Source organism: Goodfellowiella coeruleoviolacea, from assembly GCF_024171785.1.
Classification (GTDB): Bacteria; Actinomycetota; Actinomycetes; order Mycobacteriales; family Pseudonocardiaceae; genus Goodfellowiella; species Goodfellowiella coeruleoviolacea.
In genome coordinates this window covers 78,764-104,792 of sequence record NZ_JAMTCK010000017.1, presented here as the reverse complement: position 1 = coordinate 104,792, position 26,029 = coordinate 78,764, and the positions used below count along the sequence as shown (strand labels likewise).

Below are 26,029 nucleotides of genomic sequence, written 5' to 3'. Positions count from 1 at the left end.
CTTGTCGGTGGTCAGCCGTCGAGCCGGCCGGCCTTGACTGCGGTTGTTGCATCCAGCCAGCCCAGCATTCGGCACCCAGCACTAGTGCCCCGTGGTCCGGCTTCTTGCTGTCACGCACCGCAGCCTGATCGCCCAGTATGGCGATCTCGACGCAGTTGTTAGCGCCCGCGCTGCGCGATGACTTCCGCCATCGTGTGGTCGTGGGGTCATCGATGATCACTGGGTCACGCTCCTGGATTGGTTGTTCGTCGTGCTGCCAAATCCACTGTGGTCTCTGGTGGGAGCTGCCTTGTCGGGGAGGGAGACAGGCGGGTGGCCTCATTGCGAGGGTGCGTGCTTTGGTTCGGAACCCCAAGCGTCGGGCGACACGCCGGGAGGTTCCGAAGCTGGGTATGGCGTGTCGTCCCAGCTTCTGGGAACATGGCCCCTCGGTACCAGGGTGATCGGACCGTTTCCGCTGATCATCCAGGGCGGCAATCACCTCATCGGCCCGCAAGGGATCGCAACCGGCGGGCGGGCCCGGACTTGTCCCACTCGCTCGCGGCAATCACCTCATCGGCCCGCAAGGGATCGCAACGTGGTCGACGAGGCCGGCATGTCGAACACGGGCGAGTTGCGGCAATCACCTCATCGGCCCGCAAGGGATCGCAACGGCGCGCGTCATCGGTTGCTGGACGTGCGCCAGCACAGCGGCAATCACCTCATCGGCCCGCAAGGGATCGCAACCTGAGCTGGCTGGTGGCGCGGGCCACCGACCGCAACGCGGCAATCACCTCATCGGCCCGCAAGGGATCGCAACGGCCGCGTCCCGCGCCACCTCACTGATGGCGCGCGGCGGCAATCACCTCATCGGCCCGCAAGGGATCGCAACACTGGCGCGTGCGGGCCGACCGCGTCGCGCTGATCCGCCGCGACGTCACGCTCGCCGCCCAACGTGCAGGCATCCCCCGTTGCCGGCACCTGACCGTGTGCCTGCACTACGCGCCCGGCGACAACCGCCGCCGCGACGCCGACAACCTCTGGCCCACCCTCAAGGCCGCGGCCGACGCACTCGCCCGCGGCCCCCGCCGGGACTGGGTCGGCCTCGACCTGGTCCCCGACGACACCCCCGACCACATGACCAAGCTCGCCCCGATCATCCACAGTGGACCCGGCGAACGCCGGCTGTGGCTGACCGTCGAAACCCGCTGAACCGGAGCCCCCCCCCGTGACCACCTGCATCGTCTGCGAGCGCCACGACGCCGGCCACCGCTACGCGTGCGGCCCGTGCGCCGGCCGTATGCGCCACCAGTTGCGCGGCATCGAGGTCTACGCCGCCGTCATGGCCGCCGCCCCCGGCCCGATGCGCCGCGACGTCGGCCGCCGCTCCCCCGGCCACACCTCGACCCCACCCGTCCGCCTGGACGTCGTCGCCGCCCTCGACCGCCGGTCGGTGACCGATGTCCTGGGGCCGGACGACGACGAAGACGCCCCCTGGTCGGTGCCCGGCACGCTCGCCGGCATCGCCCGCTACGTCGCCCAGCAGTTCGGCGAGGTTCGCGTCAGCCGGCCCGACGTGACGGCGGAGGCCGGCTACCTGCTGGCCAAGATCGAGGCATGCCGGATGCATCGGTGGGTGGTCTACGTCGCCGAGGACATCCGCGCGCTGCACGCCCAGTGCCGGCGGCTGGCCGGTGACCAGCCGCCCCCGGTCGCCGGTGCCTGCCTCGCCCCGGGCTGTGACGGCCTGGTGATCCCCGGCTCGATCCCAGGAGCCGAGGCAGGGCAACGGGTTCCGGGCGGGCGGTGCAACGTCTGCGACCGGACGTACAACTGGCTGGAACTGGCGCTGATCAGCGAACGAGAGGACGTGAACGCGTGATGTGGATCGTGATGAGGCGCAACCCCGGCGATGTGCCGGATGAGCCGGTGGCGGTGTTCGCCGAGAATCACCGCGCCGAGGCTGAGCGCGTCGCGACCGAGCTGGGCCCGGGGCACGACGTGCAGCCGGTGCGGATGCTGGCCCCGGGCAGCGGGCACCGCGTGCTGACCACGTGGGCTTGCGACGTGGTGGTACGGCCCGGCCAGCCGAACGTTGGCGAGCCGTACAGGCTGGACGGCGCGGCCCAGGTGTGGGTACCCGGGGAGCCAGAGCCTGTACAGGTCGGGGTGCGTGTGGACCACGAGGCCAGCACTCTGGAGCAGCAGGTCACCGGCCGCCGGGTGCGGTATGCGACCGCGTACGCGGAGGGCCCAGCGCAGGTACGCGGCCTGGCGCGGGCGTGGGCGCAGGGCGTCGCCGAGTCGCTGTGACCACAGCGCAAGACCACGGAGGACACATGCCCTTGCCCGTCGGCAGGGTGTCGGCCAGTGACGCGGTCACGGCGCTGAAGCAGTCCGGCCACGCCGTGACGCCGGCCGCGTTGCGGCTGTGGCGCTTCCGTGGCCACCTCAGCCCCGGCCCCGGCTACGACCTGGTCGAGATCGCCCGCTACCTGGCCAAACGCCGCACGACTTGACGAAGATCGCCACCTGTGAAACGCTTCCGGCCGATCCCGTATGCCCAGGATCCCCCGAACCGATACGGTCCGGGGGATCCTGGCGTCTTCAAAGCAGCCGTCAAGCAGCGAGGTCAAAGGCTCAAACCCTAACGCAGGTAACCTAAAAAGAGCCAGATTACTTGCTGTTCGGCGTGAGTCGCCCTGTGCGCAACCGTTCAATGAGCGAACTTGCGTACACTACACCTTTGGTATTCGCTTCCATTTGCGGATGATCAACCCCGCAAAGACTGCCGCGATATTTCACCAACTCACCCTGATGGCGACTGCTTTCGAAAGTAACAGTCAACCACCAGCCGTTTTCGTCCTCGCTCAAGACATGGGACACCATCTTCCCCAACTTAAGCAAATCAAACGATTCCCGTAGTCCCGATAGTGCCACATCAGCTACCCGTTGCGCGTATTCGTTCTGCTGCACGCAATCAGGATACCCCTACCGCTACCAGTCGTGGCTACAACAGCGTGGAGACAGGATATGCAGTGATAATACCAACCGGCTCGCCATCCCCAGAGTGCCAGTCCTCCCGCAGCGTATAGACCACTGCGTAGAGCGGATTATTGATACTGGGATAAGCACAGTAGTGGGTATCGTTACCGGACTGGTAAATACACTCGCCTAATATCATTGTCGAAGCGATACTGTCCGTATCCACCTCGTTGTGCCCATCTTGAATGTGACGAACCCCGAAGCCATCATCGTGATCATTCGGGTATTGCGGATAATCATGCTGCCCAACGCGCAGTGGAACGTACTCGCCATTCTGATCTTGGAATCTGGTAACAATAGTCACCGAGCCCGGGTACCTGTCCACGTCCGTCGGCAAGAAGGCGGCGTTTCAGGGACAGATTTACCTCATGTTCCGGGTGCCCGAGGGGTACCAGGCCATGAACGCCATGCACATCTCGCAGTACGGCACGTCCGAGCGCGAGTTCCTGATCCGCCGAAACTCGCGGTATGTGGTGCACGCCGTCTACCAACACGCGGTGCCCGGCCAGGGTGACCGGTGGTTCATCGAGGCCGAGATCGTGCCCGACAGTTGGTCCCCGGGGCCAGACTGGACACCAGACCCCTACGGGGACGCATGGGAGGGCTACCAGTGACCAGCAACACCAAGCGGTTCACCGACAACCTCGCGCCACGCCTGGTGGCCACGGCCGCAACGTATGACCCGGCACCAGCCGGCGGCCCGGCCCGCCGCGCACCACTGTCCACCCGGGCCGGTGAGCGGCTGGGGTGGGTATGGGCCGACGGCGGCCGGGCCGCCGGCTGGTTACCGGACGCCGCCACCCCGGCAGGTGCGCGGGCCGGCGCGTACGTGTGGCGGGTGCTAGCCGCGGCCTACCACCGCGGCGACCCATCGAGCCGGGTGCTCGATCCGGCGCTGTACGCGCCCCTGTACCACCTCGGCGCCCCGGTCGACGTCTAAGTGTCGATCTGGCGCTGTCGACGTAGAAATGACTTAAAGTTCTTATCGATACTTTGAAGAGCTTCAGCCACATGATGAACTGTCCGCCTCGACGAGACAAAAAGCACATCGTCGAGCAGGCGAGCATCCAAATCATAGACCTGCGGCTCAACCTTTCCAAATGGGCCATTTAGGTTTACCGTCACCCGATAGCGATGTTCCAATTTTCGCTCGATCGCCTCGCGTCCATTATCAAAGAGAATTTCGATTCTCCGCCCAGGGGGGAAGAATTTTATACCCTCCTTGAGGATTTTGATGTCAGAAAACCGCCACGTTTCACTATCCATCGTTGTGTAAGGAGTTGGCTCGAAGTCGATTTTCACGTCACGAGCCGGCGTGCTCCCAATATTTTCAATGATCATATGGATGATCCAAGGATTTTCCTTCGGCACCTCAAAGTCAACAACGACATAGGGCTCCAGGGACTCACGCCTGGCCTTATCCGCTAGCTCTAATTGCCCCCGGGCGGCTTGAGCCTGTTCTTTTGCTGCCCTGCTCTGCGCCGCCGCAAAGAAAACAGAGAAAATAGCGACGACCAGGGCGACGCCAGCAATGATCGCGGACCACACTTCTGCTCCCACACTCGTTCTTCGCAATCAGAGCAAAAATCGTTACTTGACTTACACCAAGAGCGGGCTATCCCGGAGATCCAGGAGGACTCCATGTTGAACCCATCCCCATCCGCCGACAGCTCCCAAGACCAAGAGCAGGACAACGCCCCTATCAGCGGGGTGAACGCCAGCAACCAGCCGACCACCAGTGGCACTGGCGTACCACCGCGTACCCAGCAAGACAGGCAAACGACCAGCGCCAGCGATGACGTAGAACCACCGCCGTGGGCGCAGCAGCTGCTTGACCTGCTGCGTGCTCAAGGCACGCGGCAGACGACCAGCCTCAACGAGGCCGCCCCGGAAGCCGCCCCGGAGTCTGACCAGTTGGCGCAGCAGCTCGCCACCGAGCAGCAGCGCGCCCGCGACGCCATGCTCGACCTGGCCGTCTACCGAGCCGCCGCCAAGCACCAGGCCGACCCCGACGCCCTGCTCGACAGCACGTCGTTCCGTGCCCGCGTGCAGGCGCTCGACCCGGCCGCCTCCGACTTCACCAGCAAGCTTGGCGAGGCGATCAAGAAGGCCGTCGAGGACAACCCGCGCTACCGCGCCGGTACCACCCCGGCCCGATCCGGCGCACACATCACCAACGGTCCCCCGCCGTCCGGCCGGCCCAAGTCGCTCGCTGACGCGGTGCGGGCCAGCTACGGCACCTGACCACCACTGACGTAAGGAGTTCCCACCGTGGCAATCACCCTCGCCGACGCCAAGCTGGCGGCAATCACCTCATCGGCCCGCAAGGGATCGCAACTCGATCAGGCGCCGTTGAGCCGCCACGGTGTCCGCCCGCGGCAATCACCTCATCGGCCCGCAAGGGATCGCGACCATCGGTGGGAACTCTCCACCTGGTGATCCCGTTGCCCGCGGCCACCACCTCGTCGGTCCACAAGGGATCAGACAGTCGAGGCAGTTGGCCGAGTAGTCCGCTTAAGGCGACGATGCCCCGCCCAGATGGTCCTGGGCGGGGCATCTACTTGTTAGTGGTCAGCCGTCGAGGTGGCCGGCCTTCACCGCAGCCAGGAACCGGGTCAGCTCGGCGTGTCCGAAGGTCAGGACTGGGCCGTCGGGGTTCTTCGAGTCGCGGACGGCCGTCATCGTGTGCGCCAGCTCGACGCAGCTTCCGTTGTGGTTGGAAGCGTTCTTCCACCTGAGTTCGTGGTTCAGGTCCGGGTTCATCCCGTACCTCCCGTTGGTTGTTTGTGTCCGTTCGTTGGCCACTTGGTCCAGCGTCGTCAACCTCGGAACCCCAAGCGTCGGGCGACACACCGGGAGGTTCCGAAGCAGGGTGTGGCGTGTCGTCCCAGCTTCTGAGAACATTGCCCATCGGTGGCAGGGCGATCAGGTTGTTTCCGCTGATCATCCAGGGCGGCAACCACCTCATCGGCCCGAAAGGGATCGCAACGGCTCCAGACGGAGATCGCGCGCCGGGACCGGGCCCGGCGGCAACCACCTCATCGGCCCGAAAGGGATCGCAACACTGTGAGTAGCTGACCGGCGAGACGATGGGGGAGCGGCAACCACCTCATCGGCCCGAAAGGGATCGCAACGTGTCGTCCAACGGCGACCGGGCCGTGAGCCGGTGCGGCAACCACCTCATCGGCCCGCAAGGGATCGCAACTCGATACGCAAAGCCGCCAACCGCCGGAGTTCCGGAGCAGCCACCATCTCGTCGGCCCGCAAGGGATCAGGCGGTCCAGTAAGTTGGCCGAGTAGTCCGCCGGAGACGACGATGCCCCGCCCAGATGGTCCTGGGCGGGGCATCTGCTTGCAGTGGTCAGCCGTCGAGCCGACCGGCCTTGACTGCGGTCAGGAAGCCAGCCCAGCATTCGGCACCCAGCACTAGTGCCCCGTGGTCCGGCTTCTTGCTGTCACGCACCGCAGCCCGATCGCCCAGGATGGCGATCTCAACACAGTTTTGAGCACCCGCGCTGCGCGATGACTTCCGCCATCGTGCGGCTGCGGGGCCATCGGTGATCACTGAGTCACGCTCCTAGGTCAGCTATCCGTCGTGCTACCAGCTCCATTGTGGTCTCTGGTGTCGCGGCAGCCGAGCAGAGGGAGTTGAACGCCAGTGAGTAGATCCGCGTGTGCTCGCGGCTGAGGTAGTCGGAACCCGTCAAGCCCTCGTTGTAGACGATGCCAAGTCGGTGCTCGGTGAAGTTGAGGATTGTGAATGACACACCGTGCGACGCGTGTGCCCCTGCGCTGAACGGGATTACTTGGATCGTGACATGAGGCAGTGAGGCCAGCTCGTATATCAGCTCCAATTGCTCGCGCAGCACATCGCGTCCACCGATTTCTCGGTACAGGGCTTCCTCGCCAACAACGAGCCGCACGTGCCGATCAGGCAGTTCCTTAACCTGCGCTGACCTGCTGGCGCGTTGATCCGCCATGCGGTCAACTTCAGCCGCGGACACTGTTATCGATGCGGCCAGAAAGGCTTGCGCGTAGTCGCGAGTCTGCACCGTGCCAGGGAAGAAGTCTCCGTAGTACATCGCCACGCTGGAGGCAGACCTCTCCAAGGCTACGTATTTCGCCGCCCATTCAGGCACGCGTGACGGCGGTAGCGTTCGACGCGCTTCAGCAGCCAAGCGGTAGAGGCTCTCGGCTTGATCATCCGGAATCTTGAAGACGCGGATGGCTGTAGCAAGATCCTTGTCCTGAAGCCGAACGTCGCCAGCTTCCACCTTGGAGAGCTTGCCCGAGTACCACTTCAGCGCCTTGGTGGCGACGGTGGGAGACAGACCGGCCAGCTCTCGCGCGTCCCGGATCAGTGCCCCGAGGATCACCCGCTGGACGGCGGGACCAGGGTCCTTGTCGTCTGTCATGCGGGCAGTCTGCACCAGCAGCCCGGCGCATGCACCCACCCTCCATTCGGCTGAATCACTCGATCGGACGGAACTTCCACCAGAAATTCTGGTGTAACTTCTGGCCTGTCGGTGATGGAGGCCACAGCACCCGGAACATCCGTCGTGCGAAGGCTCCGGCGGCCACCGCCACCGACGACAGGAGTGGCGGGTCAGGTCCGGTGAAGTCGCTGGCCCGCCGTTCCCCAAGCTCTCTCGGTCCCAGATGGGCCGGGCGGGCAGTGGGGTGGTCGAGCGCGGCTGGCGGTCGCAGCGTGCTCCCGTCTCGCTGCCGCTACCGACAGAAGTGGTGGTGGATGTGCCAACGGAACTGGTCGTGTTTCTCGTGTTGGGTCTGGCCGGGCTGCTGTCGCTGGGTGGTTTGTGGCTGCACCTGATCACGGCGTTTCCGTTGGACGACCACCCCACACGCGAGCAGCCGCGCCCGGTGGGCCTTGCCCTGCCTCGCGCGGCGCGGCGTCGAACCCTGGTCGGGGTCACCGCCCCGGGTCCTGGCCGGGAGGTGGTGGTCGGTCTGCCCCACCGCCACCACCGCGCAGTCAGCGTCCACTTCGGACAGGAGGCGGCATGAAACCGGGTCGTGGCAGGTGCGGGCGTCCCAGCTATCCCGACTACGCGCGGGCGGTGTGCGCGTTGGACCGGCTGTTGGCCACACGTCGGGGGCGGTGGTGGCGACGCTGGGCCGCCCTGCGCGGACGCGGGTTGACCGTGGTGATCTGCCCGCTCGGCCACAGCGCCGGCCACGGCGGCCAGGACCAGCACTGGCACATCGTGTCCCGGCCGCCGGCCCCGCTGGTGTGGGGGCGTGGGCGATGACCGAGCCACCGAGCATGCCGTGGACGTGGCGGGCCTCGCTGATCGACCGCTACGCCCACGCCATCCCCACCGACACGGTCGCGCCGAACGTGGTGTATTCGACCGCGTGCGGCACGGGGTTGACCGATCAGGTGTGTGTTGACCGGCCGGCGGAGGTGTGTCCGCGGTGCGTGGTGGTGGCGGGTCCACCGCCTCGACCGCTGGTGGCGGAGGGGCGGGTGGTGTGGTGGAGCGGGCCGGCCACCGGGCACCGCAACGACTTCAGTCACGCGTTCGCCGCCGCCGTGGTCAACGACCACACCCGCACCACGTATCAGGCGTTGGGCTGTGACTACACGGTGCTGGCCAACCGAATCACGCCGTTCCCGATCCGGCCGTTGTGCGGGCGGTGCCTGACGGAGGCCGCGGAGCGGGGGCTGGTGCCGGACATGGGGGCCTGGCGGTGAACCCAGGTGAGGGTGACGGGTTCGGGGGTGGCCGCCGTGCCCAGTGATCTGCTGCTTCGCGTGGCCCTGGTGTTGGCGTTGGTTCTCGTGGTCGCCGCCGCGTGCGCGGGCACGGGTCCTGGGGATCGGGCGTTGCACCGGCAGCAGCCGGCGCCGCCCGGCCCCACCAGCACCGCACCTGTCCGGTTGTTGCCGATGACCTGGGGGCGGCCATGACCGTGCGGCGCACGTTTCGTTGGTGGCCGGTGGACGGTGGTCGGCACGCGATTCCCGGGGAACTCCAGCCTGGTGAGAGCGGGGAAACGTTGTGCTGCCACCCGGTGACCCGGTCTCACGGTGAACCGTCCAAACAGGAATGGCTGTGGGCAACGTGTTCGGTTTGCTACGAGCGGGCACGCGACTACACGCATGTGTCCTGTGTGGAGCACCAGTACCGGGTGCCCGGCCAGCGGCAGACCGAGTCGCGGCAGCAGGTCCAGCGATGACGCGGACCGCGGACTACCTGTGGCGGCGGTGGGACGTGGACAGCCTGCTGCACGCGGTGGCTCCCGAGCACGCCGCCGGGGACGGGCACGGGCTGATCGGGGCGGTGTGCGGTGCCACCCTCGGCGTCGACGACTCCGTCGAGGTCGCGCTTCGTGGCCTGCCCTGCACCAGTTGCTGGGTTTTCGTCGCCACGCAGGCGGAGGACGCGCAGTGGCGGCTGTGAACGGGGTGGACGGCGGGCGGCACCGGTGCGACTCGCTCGGCGCCGCCGGGGTGACCGTGTCCCGCCTGCTCGCGCGCATGCGGGCCGAGGGGCGTCGGCTGCGGCTGGACTGGCCGGCGGAGGTCGCGGACGAGGACTACGACGAGTGCGCCACCATCGTCCTGCCCCTGCGGGGCGCCACGTGCTGAGGAAGCGCCTGCGCCACCCGCGGTGGTGGTGGCGGCGCAGCCGATCCGTCACCCACCACGAGAACGCGGTGGGTTCATCCTGAGTACGGGCTCTGCGGCGGTCGCATTTTCCTGAGCAGTGTGAGCAGGGTGCCCTGTTCCTCCGCGTCGAGGCCGGTGAAGAGGCCGGAGGCGTGCAGGCGGGTTCGGAGCGCAGCCCAGAGTTCGTGTCCGCGTTCGGTCAGGGCCAGGGTGCGCTTGCGGCCGTCGGCGGGGTGGGGCTGGCGGGCGACGAGTCCGGTGGCCTGGAGTTTGTCGGCGACGAGGCTGACCGTGGAGGGGTCGCAGCGCAGCCGGGCCGCCACCTCCCGCATCGTCGGCGGCTCGGTTCCCGGAGCGAGTGCCCACAGCGCGCCGGCCACGGAGGCCGGCACGCCGAACTCGCCGAGGACTTGGGCCACGACCGCGTCCGCCGCGTTTCCCACCTCCACGAGAACACGGACGATCTCGGCCTTCCGCTCGACGTCCGCGCGGTGCGTCGCCAGGGCGTCCACGTCACGGTCAACGGTCACGAAGCGATGATACGCTCCTCATATCAATGAGAAACTCAATGAATGTGGTGGAGTAAATGAGCGACGAACATGCCGGCGAGACAGTGCTCGTCACGGGTGGAACGGGTTACCTGGCCGGTTGGGTGATCTCGGGCCTGCTCCAGCGCGGCTACCGGGTGCGCACCACCGTGCGCGGCCTCGACAAGGCGGAGCAGGTGCGCGCCGCCGTGGGCGAGCAGGCAGGTGGGCCGGCGGCCGGGGCCGTCGAGTTCGCGGCCGTTGACCTCCTTCGCGACGACGGCTGGGACCAGGCGGTCACGGGTGTCGACTACGTGCTGCACACCGCGTCGCCGACGCCCTTCAGCTCCGACGGGGACCTCATCACCACCGCCCGCGAGGGCACCCGTCGCGTCCTGGGCGCCGCCGCCCGCGCCGGGGTGAAGCGCGCCGTGTTGACCTCCTCGGGCGTCACGGCCGACACCGGCGACTCGGCCACGGCCGCGACTGAAGCGGTGTGGACCGCGCCCGCCGGCACCCCGCATCGCGCGTACCCCGACTCCAAGATCCTCGCCGAGCGCGACGCGTGGGATCTCGCCGCCGCGACCGGGCTCGAACTGACCGCCGTCCTGCCGACGTTCATGCAGGGCCCCATGCTCGGCGCGTCGATCAGACCGGGAACGATCGAGGTCATCCGCCGCCTGCTCACCCGGGAGATCCCCGCCGTGCCGAACGTCGGGTGGAACATCGTCGACGTCCGTGACATCGCCGAACTGCACATACTCGCCATGACCAGCCCAGCCGCCGCAGGTCAGCGCTTCCTCGGGTCGGGCGACTTCTGGTGGTACCGAGACATCGCCCGGGTCCTGCGCGAGAAGCTCCCGGACGAAGCCGCCAGGGTGCCCACGCGCACCATGCCCGACCTCATCGTCAAGCTCCTCGCCCGCCTGAACCCGCGGATGGCGATGCTGCGCGCCGAGTTGGGCCGGACAAGACTCGTCGACAGCGGCAAGGCCCGCACCCAGCTCGGCTGGCTTCCGCGCCCCACCGAGCAGACCATCATCGACACCGCCACCGCGCTCATCGCCAACAACGCACTCAGCCGGTAGCCGTCGACGCCGCGCTCCGGTGTCGACCGAGGACAGCACCCAGGCAGCACACCGGACCAACCGGACCCGGGTCCGGGCTCAGGTGGCCAGCAGGCCGTCCAGCGACTTGGCCACCAGTTCGGCCACCTCGGGTTCGGCCTCGGCGCGGTCGGCGGCCACCAGGCCGATCCGGGTGCGCCGGTCCAGCACGTCCTCGGCGCTGAGCGCGCCCTCGTGGCGCACCGCCCAGACCACCTCGGCCGCGGTGATCCCGCCGCGCCCGCCGACCGGGTCGGCCATGTCCGGGTCCAGTTCGGCCAGTGCGGCGATCCGGCCGGCCTCCATGCCGTAGCGGGCCACCAGGCGCGCCGGAGCATCCACAGTGGACAGTTGGCTCTGGTGGCCGGCGCCCACCAGCGGGATGTCCGTGGTGCGCGACGGACCGGCGGCCAGCTGGCGCGCCTCGATGGCGGTGTCCACCGCGTCCTCGGCCATCCGCCGGTAGGTGGTCAGCTCGCCGCCGAGCACGGTGACCACCCCGTCCGGCCCGGTCACCACGCGGTGGCCGCGGCCGCCCGCGCGGCTGCTCACCCGGCCGCCCACCTGGGTGCCGAACCACTCGGCCGCGCGGCTGGCCGCCTGCCGGCCCGGCCAGCCGCCGTCCGGGGCCCTGGTGGGGGTGTCCAGCCGGGCGCCGATCCCGGCGAACGCGCGGAGCACGTGCTCGCGCCGCAGTCGACGGTCCAACATGGACGAACCCACGTCCAGCAGGAAGTCCACATCGGACTGTGGTGGCTCCGGGGTCTCGGGCACCGGGCGGTCGCGGTAGTCCACGGACTGGTCGGCCATGCCCAGGTACACCAGGCCGTCCTGCTGCGGGGTCAGCGACACCAGCTTGGGCCGCTTGGCCACGACCGCCGTGGTGGCCAGCGCGGTGCCGGCCAGGCCGACCACCTCGGCGTCCAGCACCAGGTAGGTGCCCAGCCAGTGGCGCAGCCGCACCGACTCCTGCAACTCGTTGGCCCACACGCCGGTGGCGTTGACCACCGCGTGCGCCCGCACCGAGAACGCGCTGCCGGTCAGCTCGTCCACCACGTCGGCGCCGTCGCCGTGCAGGCGGGTGGCGCGCACCCGGGTGAGCACCCGCGCGCCGAACCCGGCCGCGGTCCTGGCCAGCGCGCACACCAGCCGGGCGTCGTCGACGAGCTGGCCGGCGAAGGAGAGGGTGCCGCCGCGCAACTCGGTGGCGCGCAGGCCGGGCACCAGCGCCAGCGCCTCGGCCGTGGGCACGTGCCGTGGCGGGGGCAGCACCGCCGCGGGTGTGCGGGCCAGCCGACGCAGCGCGTCCTCGGCGCGCAGCCCGGCCGCGACCGCCACCTCGGCCGGGGTCGGGCCGCTGCGGCCGAGTTTGACCTGGTACTGCGGGTAGAGCGTGGGCAGCGCGTGCACCAGGTGCGGCGCGGTCCTGGTCATCAGCACGTTGCGCTCCACCGCGTTGAGCCGGGCCAGCGCGAAATCACCGTTGATCAGGTGCCGCAACCCGCCGTGCACCACGTTGCCGGACCACCGCGAGGTGCCGAACCCGATGTCCCTGGCCTCGACCAGGCACACGGACAGGCCACGGGACGCGGCGTCCAGCGCCACCCCGGCCCCGACCACGCCGCCGCCCACCACCAGCACGTCCAGCACGGCACCGTCGGCGACCGCGGCCAACTCCGTCCTCCGGCGCGCCGCGTTCAACGAGGTGGCGCGCAGCGAACCGGCGGGCAGCGGAGTGGTCATGGGGCTCTCCTCGGCGGCATGGGACGGGAGCCACGGTCGCCGACCTCGGCTGGTCGAGTCGGTGTGGCGGTACCCGGACATGGTCACGAGCCTAGGGCCGCATCCGGTGCCGCCCACCGACCACACCACGAGCTGTGGCGATGCCTACAGCTTGACCAGCATCTTGCCGATGTTCTCGCCGCGCAGCATGCCCAGGAACGCGTCCGGCGCGTTGCGCAGGCCCTCCACCACGGTCTCGTGGTACTTCAGCTTGCCCTCCCTGATCCAGCCGCCGACCTCCTGGAAGAACTGGTCCTTGAGGTGGGCGTGGTCCAGCACCAGCATGCCGCGCATGGTCAGCCGGTTCTTGATGAAGTTGGCCAGGTTGCGCGGTCCCGGCGGCGGCTCGGCCTCGTTGTACTGGGAGATCATCCCGCACACGGTGATCCGGCCGTGCAGGTTGAGCCGGCTGATGGCGGCCTCCAGGTGCTCACCGCCGACGTTGTCGAAGTACACGTCGATGCCGTTCGGCGTGAGCTTCTTGAGCTGCTCGTAGACGGGCCCGTCCTTGTAGTTGAACGCCGCGTCGAAGCCGAGTTCCTCGGTGACGTAGCGGACCTTCTCGGCCGAGCCGGCGCTGCCCACCACCAGGGAGGCGCCGCGCAGCTTGGCGATCTGGCCGACCATCGAGCCGACCGCGCCGGCCGCGCCGGACACGAAGACCGCGTCGCCCTCCTTGAACTCGGCGACCTCGATCAGGCCGGCGTAGGCGGTCAGCCCGGGCATGCCCAGCACGCCGAGGTAGGTGCTCAGCGGGGCAGCCTGACCGTCCACCTTGGCCGCGTGCCTGCCGTCCACCACGGCGTACTCGCGCCAGCCCAGCGAGTGCAGCACGGTGTCCCCGGGGCGCAGCCAGTCCACAGTGGACTTGACCACCTCGCCGACGGCGCCGCCCTCCAGCGCGTGGCCGAGCTGGAAGGGGAGCACGTAGGACTTGACGTCGTTCATCCGGCCGCGCATGGCCGGGTCCACGCTCATGTACAGGTTCCGCACCAGCACCTGGCCCTGGGCCGGCTCGGGCACGGGCACCTCGGCGAACTCGAAGTTGTCCTCGGTCGGCCACCCCTTGGGCCGGGAGGCGAGCCGGATTTCGAGGCCGGTGGACGGGGAACTCATCGGGGTGTCCTCCAATGCTCCGGGCTGATATACGAGACTACAACGTGCCGTATTCTGGCACCTGGCTCGTACAACAGCGTGCACCGGACCCCTTGTTCCCGCTGGTCGGCGACTGAGCGTCAGGGATGCGCCACGAGCTGTGACCGTCTGCCTACTTGCGGCGCAGCAGGCCCCGCCGCTGCAACGCCGCCTCCAGGTTCTGGAACGTGCGCTCGACCTCGGCGTCGAAGTGCAGCTGGTCGTGCTCGGGCACGGACCGGTTCGGCGTCGGCATCGGGGTCATCTCCAGCCACCGCTCGTTCCACAGCGCCTTGACCGCGGCCTCCCAGTGCAGCCGCGCCCCCAGCTGCACCACCCGCTCCTGCTCGGCGATCTGGGCCATCCAGCCCTGCGACTCCACCAGCTCGCGCTCCAGTTCGGCGGCGCGCTCCCGGTCCTGCTGGCGCATCCGCTCCACCGCCTCGGTGGCCAGCCCGGTGATCTCCTTGTACCGCTCCACCGCGGACACCGGCTGCTGCCTCGGCCACTCGCCCGCGTCCGCGACGACCTCGCCGCTGCCGCCGCTACCAGCGCTGTCACCGCTACCAGCGCTGCCGGTGCTGTCGGTGCTCATCGACCCTCCGTCTCCGCCGCCGCCACGAACCGCGTCCGCACGCCCCGTGCTCACCCGCCCTGTTCGCCGGGCCTGCTCACCCGCCGTCCCCGCCGACCTCGTCACCGAAGTCGAAAGGGATCACCACCTGCGGCCGGGCGTGCTCGAACCGGTCGAAGAACAGCCCCCGGTGCGGGCGCGGCGACCAGTTCACCGGCGCGCCGGGCACCAGCGAGCCCAACTCGGACCCCTGCACGTCAAAGGCCACCCACGGCCCGAGATCGTCGGTCGAGCCGATCGGCATGCTCGCCTTCAACCGGTTCACCCCGCGCCACCAGCCGAGCACGTGTGTTCGGTTCTCCGGGCCGTGCCGCAGCACCGTGCGCAGGTCGTCCAGACCCGAGCGTCGGGTCTTCGGGTCCTTCTCCTCCAGGATGGCGTGCGCCGCGTCCACCCCGTACAACGCCAGGTAGTGCGGCTGCGGCTGGGACACCCGCTCCCCGGTCAGCCGTCCGGTCAGCTCGCCGGCCAGGTCGGCCAGCAGCGCCTTGACGTCCTCCAGCCGCACCAGCTGGGGCTCGTGGCCGGCCGAGCGCAGCCGCTTGGCCACCTGGTCCACCCACGGGTGGGCCGCGTCCACCAGACAGGCCAGGGTGAACCGCGCCTCGCCCGGCTCGTGCTGCGCGGCCAGCGACAGCACCGCACCGCCGATGGTGGCCGCGGCCTCGGCCACCACCGACCCGATGGCCGCGATGTTGCGGCCGGGCGCGCGCTCCATCCGCACCCGCACCGCGCTGGACGCCACGTCGATGACCTGGCCGAGCAGCGCCACCGGCACGGCCGGGCCGGGCCGCAGCGCCCGGAAGTCGGCCATGTCGTCCAGCGCCGGGGTGATGCTGCCGTCGAACAGCCGGGGGCTGGTCAGCTCGGCCGGCCGCTGCCGCCACAGCCGGTGCTGCAACTCGTCGAAGGTGCCCCGGCTGGTGGCGTCCGGGATGCGGGCGATCTCGTTGCCCTGGCGCACCCCGGACTCGTGGTTGACCACCGCGTGCCAGCGGGGCAGGTTGATCGCGGCGTCGTTGTGCACCTCGACCAGCACCTTGCGCGACTTGGGCAGCGCCACCCGCACGATGAACTGCTCGAAGATGGCCGGCCGCAGCCAGAACGACTCGATGCTGGCCACGTCCTGGCTGGCCAGCACCAGGTGGATGCCCTGGGACCGGCCGCGCCGCGCCACGTCCTCCAGCAGCGCGGTCGCCTGGCTGGTCACCGCGTCCCGCTCGGCGAACAGGAACTGGAACTCGTCGATCACCGCCACGATCCGCGGCCACCGGCCGTCCGGGTCCTCGGCCCGCAGTTCCTCCAGCTTGGTCACCTCGTGGCGCTTGGCCGCGTCCGCCCGGCGGCGCATCTCCTCGGCCAGGAACCGCAGCAGGGCCACGCCGAACTCGCGGTCGGTGTTCACGTTCACCCCGACCAGCCGCGCGTGCGGCAGCCAGCTCGGGTCCTTGCGGCCCGGGGTGAACTGGGCGAAGGACACGCCCTCCTTGAAGTCGAGCAGGTACAGCTCCAGCTCGTCCGGCCCGTAGCGGGCGGTGAGCCCGGCCAGCATGGCGTAGAGGAAGTTCGTCTTGCCCGACCCGCTCGGCCCGCCCACCAGCGCGTGCGGTGACGCGTCGCCCAGGTGCAGCAGCACCGGCTCGCCGTCCCGGTAACCGACCGGTGTGCTCACCCCGGCCGCCGAGGTCTCCGTCCACAGCTGGCCGGGCAGCAGGTCGGCGAACGTGCCCAGCCGGGACCGCCGCTCCTCCAGCGCCTCGGCGATCGCCGCGCACGCCCGGGGCACCCGGGTGCGGGGCAGCGCCGGGTCCAGCGTCACGGTGGCGTGCCGGCCGGTCATCGTGCACCGCGCGGTCTGGTCGTCGGCGAGCAGCACGGTTTCCCCCGGGCTGTTCACGGTGACCGGGATGTCCACGATGACCAGCTGGATACCGCAGGCCAGGCCGTTGCGGGCGACCCGCTGGAGCTTCTGCTGCAACTCCTCCTTGAGCGCGGAGCGGTTGCCGAACAGCACGGCGATCCGCCACGGCTCGGTGCGCCTGGTGCCCGCGCCGGCCGCCGCCCGCAGCGAGGTGTGCCCCTCCACCAGCATGTTGGTGTGGATGCGCCGGATGTGCTCGGACAGCTCGTCGAGCAGCTCGTGCAGCCGCGCCGGGTCGTGCACGGTGAGCAGGCCGGCCCTGGTCAGCGGGTACAGGCCGGGCAGTGACCCGGTGAGCTGGCCGGTGTCCCACACGTGCACGTGCACCAGGCCCGGCTGGAAGTAGCTGAGCACCCGCAGCAGCAGGTTCTCCACCAGCGTCTCGGCCAGCGCGCGGCTGTCCACCGTCGAGGACACGTGCAGGTGCGCCTGGTCGAGCAGGGGCACCGCGACCGGGAACGGCTGGTGCTTGGGCGCGCTGTCCACCACCGCGGTGCCGATCCGCCACAGCTCCGGGATGGCCGCGCTGCCGTCGGCCGTGCCCGGCTGGCCCAGCCAGGACTCCCACGGCGCGCTGGCCGTGCCGGGGGCGGCCTGGTCAACCAGGCTGATCAGCTGGTCGGGGCCGGCCGAGGTCCACTCGGCGAAGATCTCCTCGCGGTCGTCGAGCGCCTTGCCGAGCCGGTCGGTCAGCACCGGGTTGTGCAGTGCCTTGGCCAGGGCGGGATCGCGCAGCGCCGCGTCGATGCCGGCCCGCCGGAGCATCAGCTCGAACATGTCCTTGGCCCGCGCCACGGCCACCCGGTGGTGCTGTCTGGCCGCCGAGCCCAGCGCCGCCGCCACGGCCACGCGGAACTCGGCGAAGGCCTGCTTGATTCGTGTGCGACGCTCGTCTCGCCTGCTCACAGCCCACCTCACGGCATCGGTTCACGACCGGGCGAGAACCCAAGATCAAATCAAAATTACCAGCCACGACGGCCCGTCGCTCGCCATCGAGCTGGCCGAGGCCCAGTGCGCTCTCCGGTATCCCAGCGTTCCGGTCGGGTCACCACCGCTGTTCCGGTCGAATCGGACCACCGGGACCACACCGGACGCGACCGGGCTACAACCGCGCCGCCAGCGTCTCCACGGACTGCATGCTGGCCGAGATCTGCCCGAGGAAGTCCGGCATGCGCTCGCTGACCACGGCGAATCCGGCGGGCACCAGTGATTCGTGATGGGTGCGGCTGGTCTCGGTCAACAGCTCGATGGCCTCGTCGAGCCGGTCCCTGGCCGAGCTGGCGCCGCGGTACATCTCGGCCAACAGGTCGCGGATCGTGTCGAGAACCGCCTGGACCTCCTGGATCGACGTCATCTCACAGCCTGTTGGCGACGTCGTCGATGTCGGAGCGGCCGGCGTCAAAGCCCTGCAACAGCTCGTTGCTGTCGCTGAGCAGCTTGGCGAACTGGCCCTTGACCTGGTCGACGTCGTTCTGCGAGGTGCCCTGCATGGTGGTGGACAGCAGGTTCTGGATCTCCTCGGCCCGCTTGGTCACCTCCTGCATGAACTGGATGCACTCGTTGGCCATGTCCGCGGCTCGGACAACGGCTGACCGCACCTCTTCGATGGTTGCCATCTGGCCTGCGTCTCCCATTGCCTACCGGCGACCGGACGGCCGCCCCTGTGAAAAGTAGTACCTGATTTCTGATGGGACACAAGAAGAATCGGCCGAACGGAGTGTTGCGCGGTCCACCCGGTCGTACTAGTGGCAACCGACAACCCGCGCCGCTGCCCTGGGCCGGTCAGCCGTGGCCCGCTCACCCCCGCGCCGGGGCCGGACCGGGCGGAACCCCGCTGCCCGGAGCCGCCGGCGCGCCCGCGCCCTGCTCGGGCACCGCCCGCAGTTCCAGTGCGGTAATGCCTGATGAGGGCCTGGTTTCCGCGGTCCAGCCAATGCTGCTGACCCCGTTGTCCGACCGGATCGGCGACCACCCCGTGCGGCCCAGCGAGGACACCGCCGTCCGCAGGGCCCGTTCCCCGCCCTGCCGGCTCGTGCCCAGGTCAACCTGCACGCTGAGTACCCCGTCCCGCGCGGTGACGCCCTGGATTGCGCCCGATTGGACGATCCGGCTGGCTACCGCCCGTGCCTGCCATTCCGCCCCGGCCGTGTGATCGGCGACAACGTCCACCCGCAGCCACAACCGCACCGGCTCGCCGTCCGGTCCGGTGGCGTTGGCCGGCGTCGGCGTCGGTTGCGCGGCCGGTTCCGGCTCGGGCTCGGGTTCGGCCGGGGGCGCGCCGCGCTCGTGGGGATCGCCGCCCGCCCACGCCTCCACCAGCAGCCGCTCCGCCCCGGGCACCCACTCGTCGATCAGCTCCGGGTCGTCCAGCACGGTCCACGCGGTCGGCGGCTCGCAGGACACCGGCGGCACCGGGAACTCCGGCCGCAGCGACCGCACGAACTGCCGAACAGCCCTGGCCAGCGCGGCAGCCGTGTGGTAGTCGGCCCGCTCGGCACTGACCACGCTGACCGTCACCGCCCAGCAGCCGGGCTCCTCGTCCGAGCAGTCCCCGCTTGCCACGATCCGGCCCCCGGTGTGCGCGACCAGCTCCCGACAGGCGTCCCGCGCCTGCCGGTCGTCATCGGCCGCCACCACCACGGTGATCAGCAGTTCGAGGTCTTGGTCCGTCATCGACAGGCGATTGTCCACGAGGTCACCGCACCCCCGACAGCTCGGGCCACCGCCTGGGACTTCCGACTTGCGCGGGCCGGGGAGCGGGTTTGACCTGGAGTGGGCTCCAGGGTGTTGGCTGGACCAGCAAGGCGACAGCGAGTGAGCATCGCAGCGAGCGTCAGCGAGCGAGGAGCGGAGCGAGCGCGGCGCCGAGCAAATCCAGCGCAGCAAGTCGAGGGAAGGAACGCCATGTCGCAGCAACTGCAGGGCAAGGTCGCGCTGGTCACCGGGGCGTCGTCGGGCATCGGGGAGGCCACCGCGGTGGCGCTGGCCGAGGCCGGGGCCGCGGTGGCGATCGGCGCGCGGCGGGCGGACCGGCTGGCCGGGCTGGCCCAACGGCTGACCGACGCGGGCGCGCGCGTGCTCACCCTGGACCTGGACGTCACCGACGAGGCGTCCTGCCGCGCGGCCGTTGCCGCCACGGTCAGCGAGTTCGGCGGGCTGGACGTGCTGGTGAACAACGCGGGCGTGATGCTGCTCGGCAGGATCAACGGCGCGGACACCACGGACTGGACGCGCATGGTCAACACCAACGTGCTCGGGCTGATGTTCATGACCCACGCGGCCCTGCCGCACCTGGTCGAGCGCAAGGGCGCGGTGGTGCAGATGTCGTCCACGGCCGGGCGGACCGTGCGCGCCGGCACCGGCGTGTACAACGCCACCAAGTGGGGGGTGAACGCGTTCAGCGAGTCGCTGCGCCAGGAGGTCTACCAGGACGGCGTGCGCGTGGTCGTGGTCGAGCCGGGCATCGTCGCGACCGAGCTGCGCGAGCACATCACCGACGCCGACGCCAAGGCGTCGATCGTCCGGAGCGCGGAGAGCATCCGCCAGTTGCAGCCGGAGGACATCGCCAACGCCGTGGTGTGGGCGGTGACCCAGCCCGCGCACGTCTCGGTCAACGAGATCCTGGTGCGGCCCACCGACCAGGGCTGGTGACACCGGGCCGGGTGGGGTGGCCGCGCTCTGGTGGCCGCCCCACCCGGTGTGGTCTCAGTCCAGGGCGAGGGTCTGCCGGACGAACGCGGTCACCTCGCCCAGCACCTCGTCCTTGTTGGTCTCGTTGAACACCTCGTGCCGCGCGCCCGGGTAGATGCGCTCGACGAACTCCAGGCCGCGGATGCGGTCGGTGCCGGTCCTGGTCTCCTCCAGCGGCACCAGTTCGTCGTCCTCCCCGTGCACCCACAGCACGGGCAGGCCCTCCAGCGGGCCGCCGAAGTTCACCGCGTCGACGGCGGCCTCCAGCGCCGCCAGCGTCTCCCGGCGGAACGGGCCGTGCCACACCAGCGGGTCGGCCTGGTAGGCGGCGCCGACCGCGGGATCGCGGGACAGCGTCGCCGGATCGATCGGGGTGTCCGGGATCTGCTCGTGCTCCAACAGGTCCAGCACGTGCCAGGTGCCCAGCACCGGGCCGGACAGCACCAGCGCGGCCAGTTCGTCGCGGTGGCGCTGGGCGTAGCGGGCCGCGATCAGCCCGCCCATGGAGTGCCCGATCACCACGGTGGGCAGGTCGCCGGCCACGGTCGCCGCTGCCGCGTGCACGTCGTCGACCACGGCCTCGACGTCGCGGATCAGCACGCGCTCGCCCGCGGAGCGGCCGTGGCCGACGTGGTCCGGCCCGACCACCACGGCACCGGCGGCGACCAGCGCGTCGGCCACGTGCTGGTACCGGCCGAGGTGCTCGCCGTAGCCGTGCACCAGCACGGCCCGCCAGCGCGCGTCGGGGTTGGGCCAGGTGTGGACGGCGAGGCTGCCGCCGTGTCCGGGCAGGTTCGACTCGACTGGTTCAACCACGCCACCCACCCCAGCACACGGCGGCCCCGCGGTTGCTGGCGGGGCCACCGAGCATCGGCGGTTCAACCACCGCTCACGGCCGGTGGTAGGCGCTGCCCTCGATGCGGCCGTGGTCGCAGACCGGGCCGAGGTTCCAGGTGAAGGTCATCGGCTCGGTCTCGTCCGGCGGGATGGCGATCGCCTTGGTCGCCTCGGGCTCGCAGGCGGCGGTGTCCGGTTCGTCACCGGAGGGCACGGCCGTCCAGTGCAGGTTGGCCACTGCCGTGGCGCCCGGCTCCAGGGCGACCAGCGACGGGCCGGGGTTGGCGACCCGCTGCATGTTGGTGGGCACCGGCTGGTTGTCCGACGTGAGCAGCTGCATGCCGCCGTAGCCGTACAGGGTGCACCCGGTCTTGCTGACGTTGGTGACCTCCAGGCGCGCGTAGCGGTTGCCCGCGGCGGCGTCCTCGTTGGTCACCTTGGCCGTGAGCGTGCTGGCCGAACACCGGGGCGTGCCACCGGAGTCCTGCTGCTGCGGCCGCTGCTGCTGCGTCGCCGACAGGACGATCGTCGGCTGGACCGGCACCTGCTGGGTGACCGCGTCGGAGCCGGCCGGCGTGGTCTCGCCCGTGGTCGGACTCTGCGCGGTCACGGTGCCGCTGCTGGCTGAGCCCGCCGACGTGGTCAGCCCCTGCGCCGCCGTGTCCGGTCTCGCTCCGCAGGCCGCCAGCGCGGCACCAGCCACCACGGCGAGGACTCCGCACGCGATCCGATTTCCGGCGAGGACCATAGTGTCCACCTCCTGGGCCCGCGCTCTGGCGGGTGTAGTGCGTCCTGGCCCTATGTGAAGAGGACGTACGGCGGGGTGGTTCGGTTGAGTGCGCTCGTCCAAAATTCACCGGATCGGCCGTACGAAATGCCGGTTTTTTTCGAAGTCGCGCTCGTCGTCGCAGGTCGTCCGGTTGCGCCACCCCGTTGGTTGTCGTCGCACACCCCCTTCGAACCCGCTCGGTCCCCGTGGTCGGGGAGCACCCGCTCGGGTCACTACCGTCGGTGTACCCGCTCGCACCCGGTGATAACCCCAGGCGTGCACGCCGCGGCCAACAAGTCCACTGTGGACCTGTTGGCCGCGGGGAAGTGCGTGGTGGGGCTGGACTTCACTCGGCGGTGTCGCGCGCGGGAGCGGCCGGCAGCCGGGTGCCCGGCGGGGTGATGATGTAGGCAACGCCACCCGGACCGCTGCCGGTGGCGCCGTTGGCCAGGATGCGCTTGGTCCGCTGCCACACGGTCTCGAACTGGGCCCGCTTGTACACGTGCCGCACGGCGGTGTTGTTCGGCGAGGCCGGGTCGTTGACGATCACGTCCCCGGTGGGGGTGAACCCGATGACGACCATGATGTGCCCGGCCGTGCCGTATCCGGCCCCGTCCAACTCGCTGGCCAGGAACGACTGCGAGGTGATCACCGGGATGCCGCGCTTGGTGTACTGCTCCAGCTCGGTGAGCGAGCCCAGTCGGGTGATGTGCCCCCACAGCCCGTAGGTGGCCGCGTAGGCGGTGTTGAACGGCCAGTTCCCGGTGCCCTCGTAGGCGTGGTCGTAGGTGAACCGCGCGGCGTGGTCCACGCTCGGGTCGCTGTAGCCGGGGTCCACCCAGGACAGGTCGTGCCGGCTGGGGCCGCGACCCCAGTACTCCACCACCATCTCGGTGGAGGTGGGGCTGCACCAGTTCTCCCCGCCACCGCCGTACTGCGGGTAGCGGCCGGCGTGGGTGTTCTGCGAGTAGCGGGGGACCGGCAGCTCGATGCCCCAGGCACCACCCGACGGGCTGGTCGGCACGGTGAACCGGTCCGGGATGGCCGAGGTCATGGCGCCGACCATGGACAGCGTGGGCGAGGCGGCCAGCCCGACCCGCCGGTACAGGGTGACGCGCAGGTCGTAGCCGACCAGCCGCGTGCCCGCCGCGGTCTGGTAGGTGTCCACGTCGACCATCCCGTCCACATCGGACTGTCCGGTCACGCTGGTGCGCTTGATGTCGGTGTCCTTCGCCGCCCAGCGGCCCAGCACGTACCACGCGGTGTCGGTGCCGGCCGCGGTGTGCCCGCGCATCGCCACCTCCAGCCAGGTCCCCTCCGGGGTGTCGGCGTTCCACGAGGCGACCAACTGCGTGGCCGGAAAGCCCGGGGCGTGGCGGGGCGAGGTCCAGGAGGCGTACTCGTAGGTCCGGGTGCCCAGGCCGGGCTCGGTGTGCGTGGTGGTGCCGGCCGGTCGTCCGATGGTCAGCCCGGCGGGCGTGACCGCGGTGCCGTTGGCCGTGCCCTGCCGCCAGTCGTCCGGCGAGCGCCACTCGTGGTAGTCCACGGGGGCGGCATCCTGGGCGGGGGCGTCGGCGGCCTCCGCCGCGGTCGCCGTCACCGCGGCCGACGCGACCAGCGCACTGCTGAGCAGGGCGGCGGCGGTTGTCCGAACCGGGCGCATCCTGACCACCTCACCTCGGCAAACGGGTATAGCCAGGGATTTTCGTGGTTTGGGCATGCAATGTAAACGCCTGACGTTGGCGGCGGGTCAAGTCAACCGGTTCGGCCGATCGGCCCGGAGCGCGGCGTCCAGCTCCTGGTGCGCCTGCGGGTGGTCCGCCCACCACCGGGCAAAGGCCGGATTGCGCTCGACCATCGCCCGGTAGGCCCGGGCCGCGCAGGTGAACACCTCGTCCGCCTTGCCCTCCAGCGGGCCGTCCAGCCTGGTCGCCACGATCACCGGAACGGAGAGCGGATCCCCCCGCAACGGCCGGATGACGATTCCGTCGCCACTGCGCGAGGCCGGGGCGGCCAGGGAAACCGCGCCAGCGGACACCAATGCGCGGGCCGTGCTGCTCTCCGAGGTGTAATGGGTGATTTTCGGGGTGAATCCAGCGGCCAGACAGGCCGCGTGCAACTGCATTCGCAGACTGTTGTGGTCCGGCGGCGGCACCACCCACTCGCAGTTGGCCAGATCGACCAGGTCGATCACCTTGTCCGCGGCCAGCGGATGCGTTTCCGCCACCGCCACGAACTGCGGCTCCACCAGCAGGGTGCGCACCCGCACACCGCGCAGCTGTCGGCGTTCCATCCCCTCGAACCGCTCGAACACGGCCAGGTTCACCCGCCCGGAGACCAGCATGTCCAACAGCACCGGCCCGGACGACTCGATCTCGGTGCGCACCTCCGAACACGCGATGCGCGCCCGCAGCTCGGCCACCAGCTGCCCGACGAACAGCAGTGGCATGGCCGCCGCGACCAGCCGCCCCACCGCCGGGCCGGCGGCCCGCTGACGTGCCGTGACCAGCAGCTGGCTGAAGTCGTCCAGCACCTCCCTGGCCGAGCCGACCACATAGCGCCCCAGGTCGGTGGGGACGCTGCCCGAGGTGGTGCGCTCGAACAGCTTCCCGCCCACCAGTCGCTCCATCGACCGGAGTTGCGCGCTCAGCGCGGGCTGGGTGAGCCCGAGACGGGCCGCTGCCTTGGTGACGCTGCCCTCCTCGGCGATCGCGCAGACCGCCCTCAGGTGCCGTAGTTCAAGTTCGGGCATAACGACCTTCTATCCCTCATGGGGAGGCCGCACCAGCCAGCGTTCGGGTCATAAATCGAATCGCCTGGCGTTTTCCCGGACTTTTACCAGTTGTGCCTCCGCGTCCATCCCACCTGGAATCGTTCCGCCGATTCTCCGCCGTTTACCTCTTTGGTGGTATGGCGTGCCGCCACCACCTGCGCTAACCGCCAGCGCCGCAAGTCGGAATTGCGCGTCGCACCTGTTCCCGGCGCGTCCCAAACAGACTGTCCACTCAGGCCCAGCAGCACCCGTGGGTTGACGGCCACCCTCGACCCCGGCCGTGGACGCCCATCCGCCGCCAGCCGGCACGCCGGGACGACCCAACCCGCTCGCAGCCACCCCGCCCCGGCCGGTTAAGCTAGACGCCGACGAGCACGACCAGCCCTCGTAGCTCAGGGGATAGAGCATCGGTTTCCTAAACCGTGTGTCGCAGGTTCGAATCCTGCCGGGGGCACCACCTTTCACCGGGTGAAATCAGCCCCTGACCAGCGGAAACGCGGTCAGGGGCTGATCTTTTTCCCGGGCAGTCGCGATGGCCGCGGGTCGTGGGACCGGCCGGGGGAGAGGCCACCCGGCCCGGGGCGAGCGGGTGGGCCCGTGCCCCTCCACACCCGGAAGTAGGTGGGCGGGGACACCACGCCGCCACTGGGGAGCAGAAGAGCAGCCCGACCGTCGCCGTGCCCAACCGATCGAGCTGATCGCGCAGGATCGCCACCAGGACCGGCGGAACCGGACTGGTCAGAGATCGGGCAGTGGGTCGGGCGGCAGGAAGTCGGCGGAATTCTCCGCGTCCGCGGCGTTGATCACGGGCACGTACTCGTCGTCCACCTCATATCGGATCCCGGACAGCGTGAAGGTCGGGATCGGCGTGGGGTCGACCGGTCCGATGCTGGTGCTTCGCGGATACCTGGCCAGCACGGATTTCGGTTTGCTCCGCCCCAACAACCCGGTGGACAGCACCGTCACCGCGGAATCACTGACCACGATCACGACGTACGGAGTCACACTCTGTACGAGTTGGGCGGGAAACATGTAGCGAATCGTGTCCCCCGGCTCCAGAAAGGTTCGCACCTGAGCGCGGATGGCCGATGACATGGGCACCGACCCAGGCTAGCGGGGTGGGCTGGACCTCTACCGGGGAATCACGAGATCGCCGGCCGGATCGACGCGACCGATGAGGTGCCACGTGAAGCCGAGG

Annotated in this window: 35 protein-coding genes, 1 tRNA gene, 1 pseudogene and 1 CRISPR repeat array; of the genes and pseudogenes, 17 read left to right on the top strand and 20 right to left on the bottom strand. The window is 69.7% G+C overall.

Annotated features, from left to right (window positions below; all coding sequences use genetic code 11):
- Window positions 1-64: 64 nt before the first annotated feature.
- Window positions 65-322: pseudogene (locus LX83_RS38915) on the bottom strand (DUF397 domain-containing protein); the annotation flags it as partial.
- Window positions 323-469: 147 nt separating this feature from the next.
- Window positions 470-871: direct repeats of the CRISPR family, unit length 37 nt; unit sequence GCGGCAATCACCTCATCGGCCCGCAAGGGATCGCAAC.
- Window positions 872-879: 8 nt separating this feature from the next.
- On the opposite strand from LX83_RS38915, the gene LX83_RS30820 reads away from it, so the two are divergent.
- From LX83_RS30820 to LX83_RS30805, 4 genes are read left to right on the top strand one after another with little or no spacing between them, the layout of a single operon-like run.
- Window positions 880-1,191, top strand: coding sequence for a hypothetical protein (locus tag LX83_RS30820; protein ID WP_253777756.1), 312 nt, complete (start codon window positions 880-882; stop codon window positions 1,189-1,191).
- Between the two features lie 16 nt (window positions 1,192-1,207).
- Complete coding sequence (locus tag LX83_RS30815; protein ID WP_253777753.1) at window positions 1,208-1,861, top strand: hypothetical protein; 654 nt, start codon at window positions 1,208-1,210, stop codon at window positions 1,859-1,861.
- An 11-nt stretch (window positions 1,862-1,872) separates the two neighbouring features.
- Window positions 1,873-2,292, top strand: a complete 420-nt coding sequence (locus LX83_RS30810) for a hypothetical protein (RefSeq protein ID WP_253777751.1) — start codon at window positions 1,873-1,875, stop codon at window positions 2,290-2,292.
- Window positions 2,293-2,318: 26 nt separating this feature from the next.
- Complete coding sequence (locus LX83_RS30805; RefSeq protein WP_253777749.1) at window positions 2,319-2,498, top strand: hypothetical protein; 180 nt, start codon at window positions 2,319-2,321, stop codon at window positions 2,496-2,498.
- 157 nt (window positions 2,499-2,655) lie between these two features.
- On the opposite strand, the gene LX83_RS30800 is transcribed toward LX83_RS30805, so the two are convergent.
- Window positions 2,656-2,955, bottom strand: coding sequence for a hypothetical protein (locus LX83_RS30800; protein ID WP_253777747.1), 300 nt, complete (start codon window positions 2,953-2,955; stop codon window positions 2,656-2,658).
- Between the two features lie 34 nt (window positions 2,956-2,989).
- Complete coding sequence (locus LX83_RS30795; protein ID WP_253777745.1) at window positions 2,990-3,328, bottom strand: hypothetical protein; 339 nt, start codon at window positions 3,326-3,328, stop codon at window positions 2,990-2,992.
- Here LX83_RS30795 and LX83_RS30790 point away from each other — a divergent pair.
- The gene (locus LX83_RS30790) at window positions 3,312-3,638 is read left to right on the top strand and encodes an ADP-ribosyltransferase (RefSeq protein WP_308204083.1); all 327 of its coding nucleotides are present in this window, start codon (window positions 3,312-3,314) and stop codon (window positions 3,636-3,638) included. The two genes, LX83_RS30795 and LX83_RS30790, sit on opposite strands and share 17 nt — an antisense overlap.
- A complete protein-coding gene (locus LX83_RS30785; RefSeq protein WP_253777742.1) occupies window positions 3,635-3,964 on the top strand; it encodes a hypothetical protein in 330 nt (109 codons plus the stop codon). The genes LX83_RS30790 and LX83_RS30785 overlap by 4 nt, the downstream gene beginning before the upstream one ends.
- Here LX83_RS30785 and LX83_RS30780 read toward each other — a convergent pair.
- Window positions 3,961-4,584: a hypothetical protein gene (locus LX83_RS30780; protein ID WP_253777739.1), complete on the bottom strand. Its 624-nt coding sequence runs from the start codon at window positions 4,582-4,584 to the stop codon at window positions 3,961-3,963. The genes LX83_RS30785 and LX83_RS30780 overlap by 4 nt on opposite strands.
- 354 nt (window positions 4,585-4,938) lie before the next feature.
- Between LX83_RS30780 and LX83_RS30775 the strand changes: the two genes are divergently transcribed.
- Window positions 4,939-5,268 carry a hypothetical protein gene (locus LX83_RS30775; RefSeq protein WP_253777737.1) on the top strand — a complete coding sequence of 110 codons (330 nt, stop codon included), beginning with the start codon at window positions 4,939-4,941 and terminating at the stop codon, window positions 5,266-5,268.
- Between the two features lie 27 nt (window positions 5,269-5,295).
- On the top strand, window positions 5,296-5,463 hold the full coding sequence (locus LX83_RS30770) for a hypothetical protein (RefSeq protein ID WP_253777734.1): 168 nt from the start codon (window positions 5,296-5,298) through the stop codon (window positions 5,461-5,463).
- Window positions 5,464-5,595: 132 nt separating this feature from the next.
- Here the strand turns inward: LX83_RS30770 and LX83_RS30765 are convergent, their stop codons facing one another.
- The 3 genes from LX83_RS30765 to LX83_RS30755 form a co-directional block, all read right to left on the bottom strand.
- A complete protein-coding gene (locus tag LX83_RS30765) occupies window positions 5,596-5,847 on the bottom strand; it encodes a DUF397 domain-containing protein (protein WP_308204081.1) in 252 nt (83 codons plus the stop codon).
- A gap of 538 nt (window positions 5,848-6,385) precedes the next feature.
- The gene (locus LX83_RS30760) at window positions 6,386-6,589 is read right to left on the bottom strand and encodes a DUF397 domain-containing protein (protein WP_407649699.1); all 204 of its coding nucleotides are present in this window, start codon (window positions 6,587-6,589) and stop codon (window positions 6,386-6,388) included.
- Between the two features lie 4 nt (window positions 6,590-6,593).
- A complete protein-coding gene (locus LX83_RS30755) occupies window positions 6,594-7,439 on the bottom strand; it encodes a DUF5753 domain-containing protein (protein WP_253777732.1) in 846 nt (281 codons plus the stop codon).
- 265 nt (window positions 7,440-7,704) lie between these two features.
- Here LX83_RS30755 and LX83_RS30750 point away from each other — a divergent pair, with 265 nt between their 5' ends.
- From LX83_RS30750 to LX83_RS30730, 6 genes are all read left to right on the top strand, one after another.
- Complete coding sequence (locus LX83_RS30750; protein ID WP_253777730.1) at window positions 7,705-8,049, top strand: hypothetical protein; 345 nt, start codon at window positions 7,705-7,707, stop codon at window positions 8,047-8,049.
- Complete coding sequence (locus tag LX83_RS30745; RefSeq protein ID WP_253777728.1) at window positions 8,046-8,294, top strand: hypothetical protein; 249 nt, start codon at window positions 8,046-8,048, stop codon at window positions 8,292-8,294. Before LX83_RS30750 ends, LX83_RS30745 begins: the two co-directional genes overlap by 4 nt.
- The gene (locus tag LX83_RS30740) at window positions 8,291-8,740 is read left to right on the top strand and encodes a hypothetical protein (protein WP_253777726.1); all 450 of its coding nucleotides are present in this window, start codon (window positions 8,291-8,293) and stop codon (window positions 8,738-8,740) included. Before LX83_RS30745 ends, LX83_RS30740 begins: the two co-directional genes overlap by 4 nt.
- Window positions 8,741-8,952: 212 nt before the next feature.
- A complete protein-coding gene (locus tag LX83_RS38805; protein ID WP_407649698.1) occupies window positions 8,953-9,225 on the top strand; it encodes a zinc finger protein in 273 nt (90 codons plus the stop codon).
- Window positions 9,222-9,449, top strand: coding sequence for a hypothetical protein (locus tag LX83_RS30735; RefSeq protein WP_253777724.1), 228 nt, complete (start codon window positions 9,222-9,224; stop codon window positions 9,447-9,449). Before LX83_RS38805 ends, LX83_RS30735 begins: the two co-directional genes overlap by 4 nt.
- Window positions 9,437-9,637, top strand: a complete 201-nt coding sequence (locus tag LX83_RS30730) for a hypothetical protein (protein ID WP_253777722.1) — start codon at window positions 9,437-9,439, stop codon at window positions 9,635-9,637. Before LX83_RS30735 ends, LX83_RS30730 begins: the two co-directional genes overlap by 13 nt.
- 74 nt (window positions 9,638-9,711) lie before the next feature.
- On the opposite strand, the gene LX83_RS30725 is transcribed toward LX83_RS30730, so the two are convergent.
- Window positions 9,712-10,188, bottom strand: a complete 477-nt coding sequence (locus LX83_RS30725; protein ID WP_253777720.1) for a MarR family winged helix-turn-helix transcriptional regulator — start codon at window positions 10,186-10,188, stop codon at window positions 9,712-9,714.
- A gap of 56 nt (window positions 10,189-10,244) precedes the next feature.
- On the opposite strand from LX83_RS30725, the gene LX83_RS30720 reads away from it, so the two are divergent.
- Entirely contained in the window at window positions 10,245-11,273 is a 1,029-nt protein-coding gene (locus LX83_RS30720) for an NAD-dependent epimerase/dehydratase family protein (RefSeq protein ID WP_253777718.1), read from the top strand.
- A gap of 78 nt (window positions 11,274-11,351) precedes the next feature.
- Here the strand turns inward: LX83_RS30720 and LX83_RS30715 are convergent, their stop codons facing one another.
- The 7 genes from LX83_RS30715 to LX83_RS30685 all read right to left on the bottom strand — a co-directional run bounded on the left by LX83_RS30715 (window position 11,352) and on the right by LX83_RS30685 (window position 19,435).
- Complete coding sequence (locus LX83_RS30715; RefSeq protein WP_253777716.1) at window positions 11,352-13,034, bottom strand: glycerol-3-phosphate dehydrogenase/oxidase; 1,683 nt, start codon at window positions 13,032-13,034, stop codon at window positions 11,352-11,354.
- Window positions 13,035-13,178: 144 nt separating this feature from the next.
- The gene (locus LX83_RS30710; protein WP_253777714.1) at window positions 13,179-14,189 is read right to left on the bottom strand and encodes an NADP-dependent oxidoreductase; all 1,011 of its coding nucleotides are present in this window, start codon (window positions 14,187-14,189) and stop codon (window positions 13,179-13,181) included.
- A gap of 151 nt (window positions 14,190-14,340) precedes the next feature.
- Entirely contained in the window at window positions 14,341-14,802 is a 462-nt protein-coding gene (locus LX83_RS30705) for a hypothetical protein (RefSeq protein WP_253777712.1), read from the bottom strand.
- Window positions 14,803-14,878: 76 nt separating this feature from the next.
- Window positions 14,879-17,668 (bottom strand): FtsK/SpoIIIE domain-containing protein, encoded by a 2,790-nt coding sequence (locus tag LX83_RS38560; protein WP_253777710.1) that lies wholly within the window; start codon window positions 17,666-17,668, stop codon window positions 14,879-14,881.
- A 196-nt stretch (window positions 17,669-17,864) separates the two neighbouring features.
- Entirely contained in the window at window positions 17,865-18,116 is a 252-nt protein-coding gene (locus tag LX83_RS30695) for a hypothetical protein (RefSeq protein WP_253777708.1), read from the bottom strand.
- A 1-nt stretch (window position 18,117) separates the two neighbouring features.
- Window positions 18,118-18,378 carry a hypothetical protein gene (locus LX83_RS30690; protein WP_253777706.1) on the bottom strand — a complete coding sequence of 87 codons (261 nt, stop codon included), beginning with the start codon at window positions 18,376-18,378 and terminating at the stop codon, window positions 18,118-18,120.
- Between the two features lie 181 nt (window positions 18,379-18,559).
- A complete protein-coding gene (locus LX83_RS30685) occupies window positions 18,560-19,435 on the bottom strand; it encodes a hypothetical protein (RefSeq protein ID WP_253777704.1) in 876 nt (291 codons plus the stop codon).
- Between the two features lie 231 nt (window positions 19,436-19,666).
- Between LX83_RS30685 and LX83_RS30680 the strand changes: the two genes are divergently transcribed.
- A complete protein-coding gene (locus tag LX83_RS30680) occupies window positions 19,667-20,413 on the top strand; it encodes an SDR family NAD(P)-dependent oxidoreductase (RefSeq protein ID WP_253777702.1) in 747 nt (248 codons plus the stop codon).
- Window positions 20,414-20,467: 54 nt separating this feature from the next.
- Here LX83_RS30680 and LX83_RS30675 read toward each other — a convergent pair whose 3' ends face one another.
- The 4 genes from LX83_RS30675 to LX83_RS30660 form a co-directional block, all read right to left on the bottom strand.
- On the bottom strand, window positions 20,468-21,268 hold the full coding sequence (locus tag LX83_RS30675; protein ID WP_253777699.1) for an alpha/beta fold hydrolase: 801 nt from the start codon (window positions 21,266-21,268) through the stop codon (window positions 20,468-20,470).
- A 73-nt stretch (window positions 21,269-21,341) separates the two neighbouring features.
- A complete protein-coding gene (locus LX83_RS30670) occupies window positions 21,342-22,037 on the bottom strand; it encodes a DUF4232 domain-containing protein (RefSeq protein ID WP_253777987.1) in 696 nt (231 codons plus the stop codon).
- A 367-nt stretch (window positions 22,038-22,404) separates the two neighbouring features.
- Entirely contained in the window at window positions 22,405-23,721 is a 1,317-nt protein-coding gene (locus tag LX83_RS30665; protein ID WP_253777697.1) for a peptidase C39 family protein, read from the bottom strand.
- A gap of 87 nt (window positions 23,722-23,808) precedes the next feature.
- Complete coding sequence (locus LX83_RS30660) at window positions 23,809-24,810, bottom strand: LysR family transcriptional regulator (protein ID WP_253777695.1); 1,002 nt, start codon at window positions 24,808-24,810, stop codon at window positions 23,809-23,811.
- Window positions 24,811-25,212: 402 nt separating this feature from the next.
- Here LX83_RS30660 and LX83_RS30655 point away from each other — a divergent pair.
- Window positions 25,213-25,288, top strand: a tRNA-Arg gene (locus LX83_RS30655).
- 281 nt (window positions 25,289-25,569) lie between these two features.
- On the opposite strand, the gene LX83_RS30650 is transcribed toward LX83_RS30655, so the two are convergent.
- Complete coding sequence (locus LX83_RS30650) at window positions 25,570-25,815, bottom strand: hypothetical protein (RefSeq protein ID WP_253777693.1); 246 nt, start codon at window positions 25,813-25,815, stop codon at window positions 25,570-25,572.
- Between the last annotated feature and the right edge of the window lie 214 nt (window positions 25,816-26,029).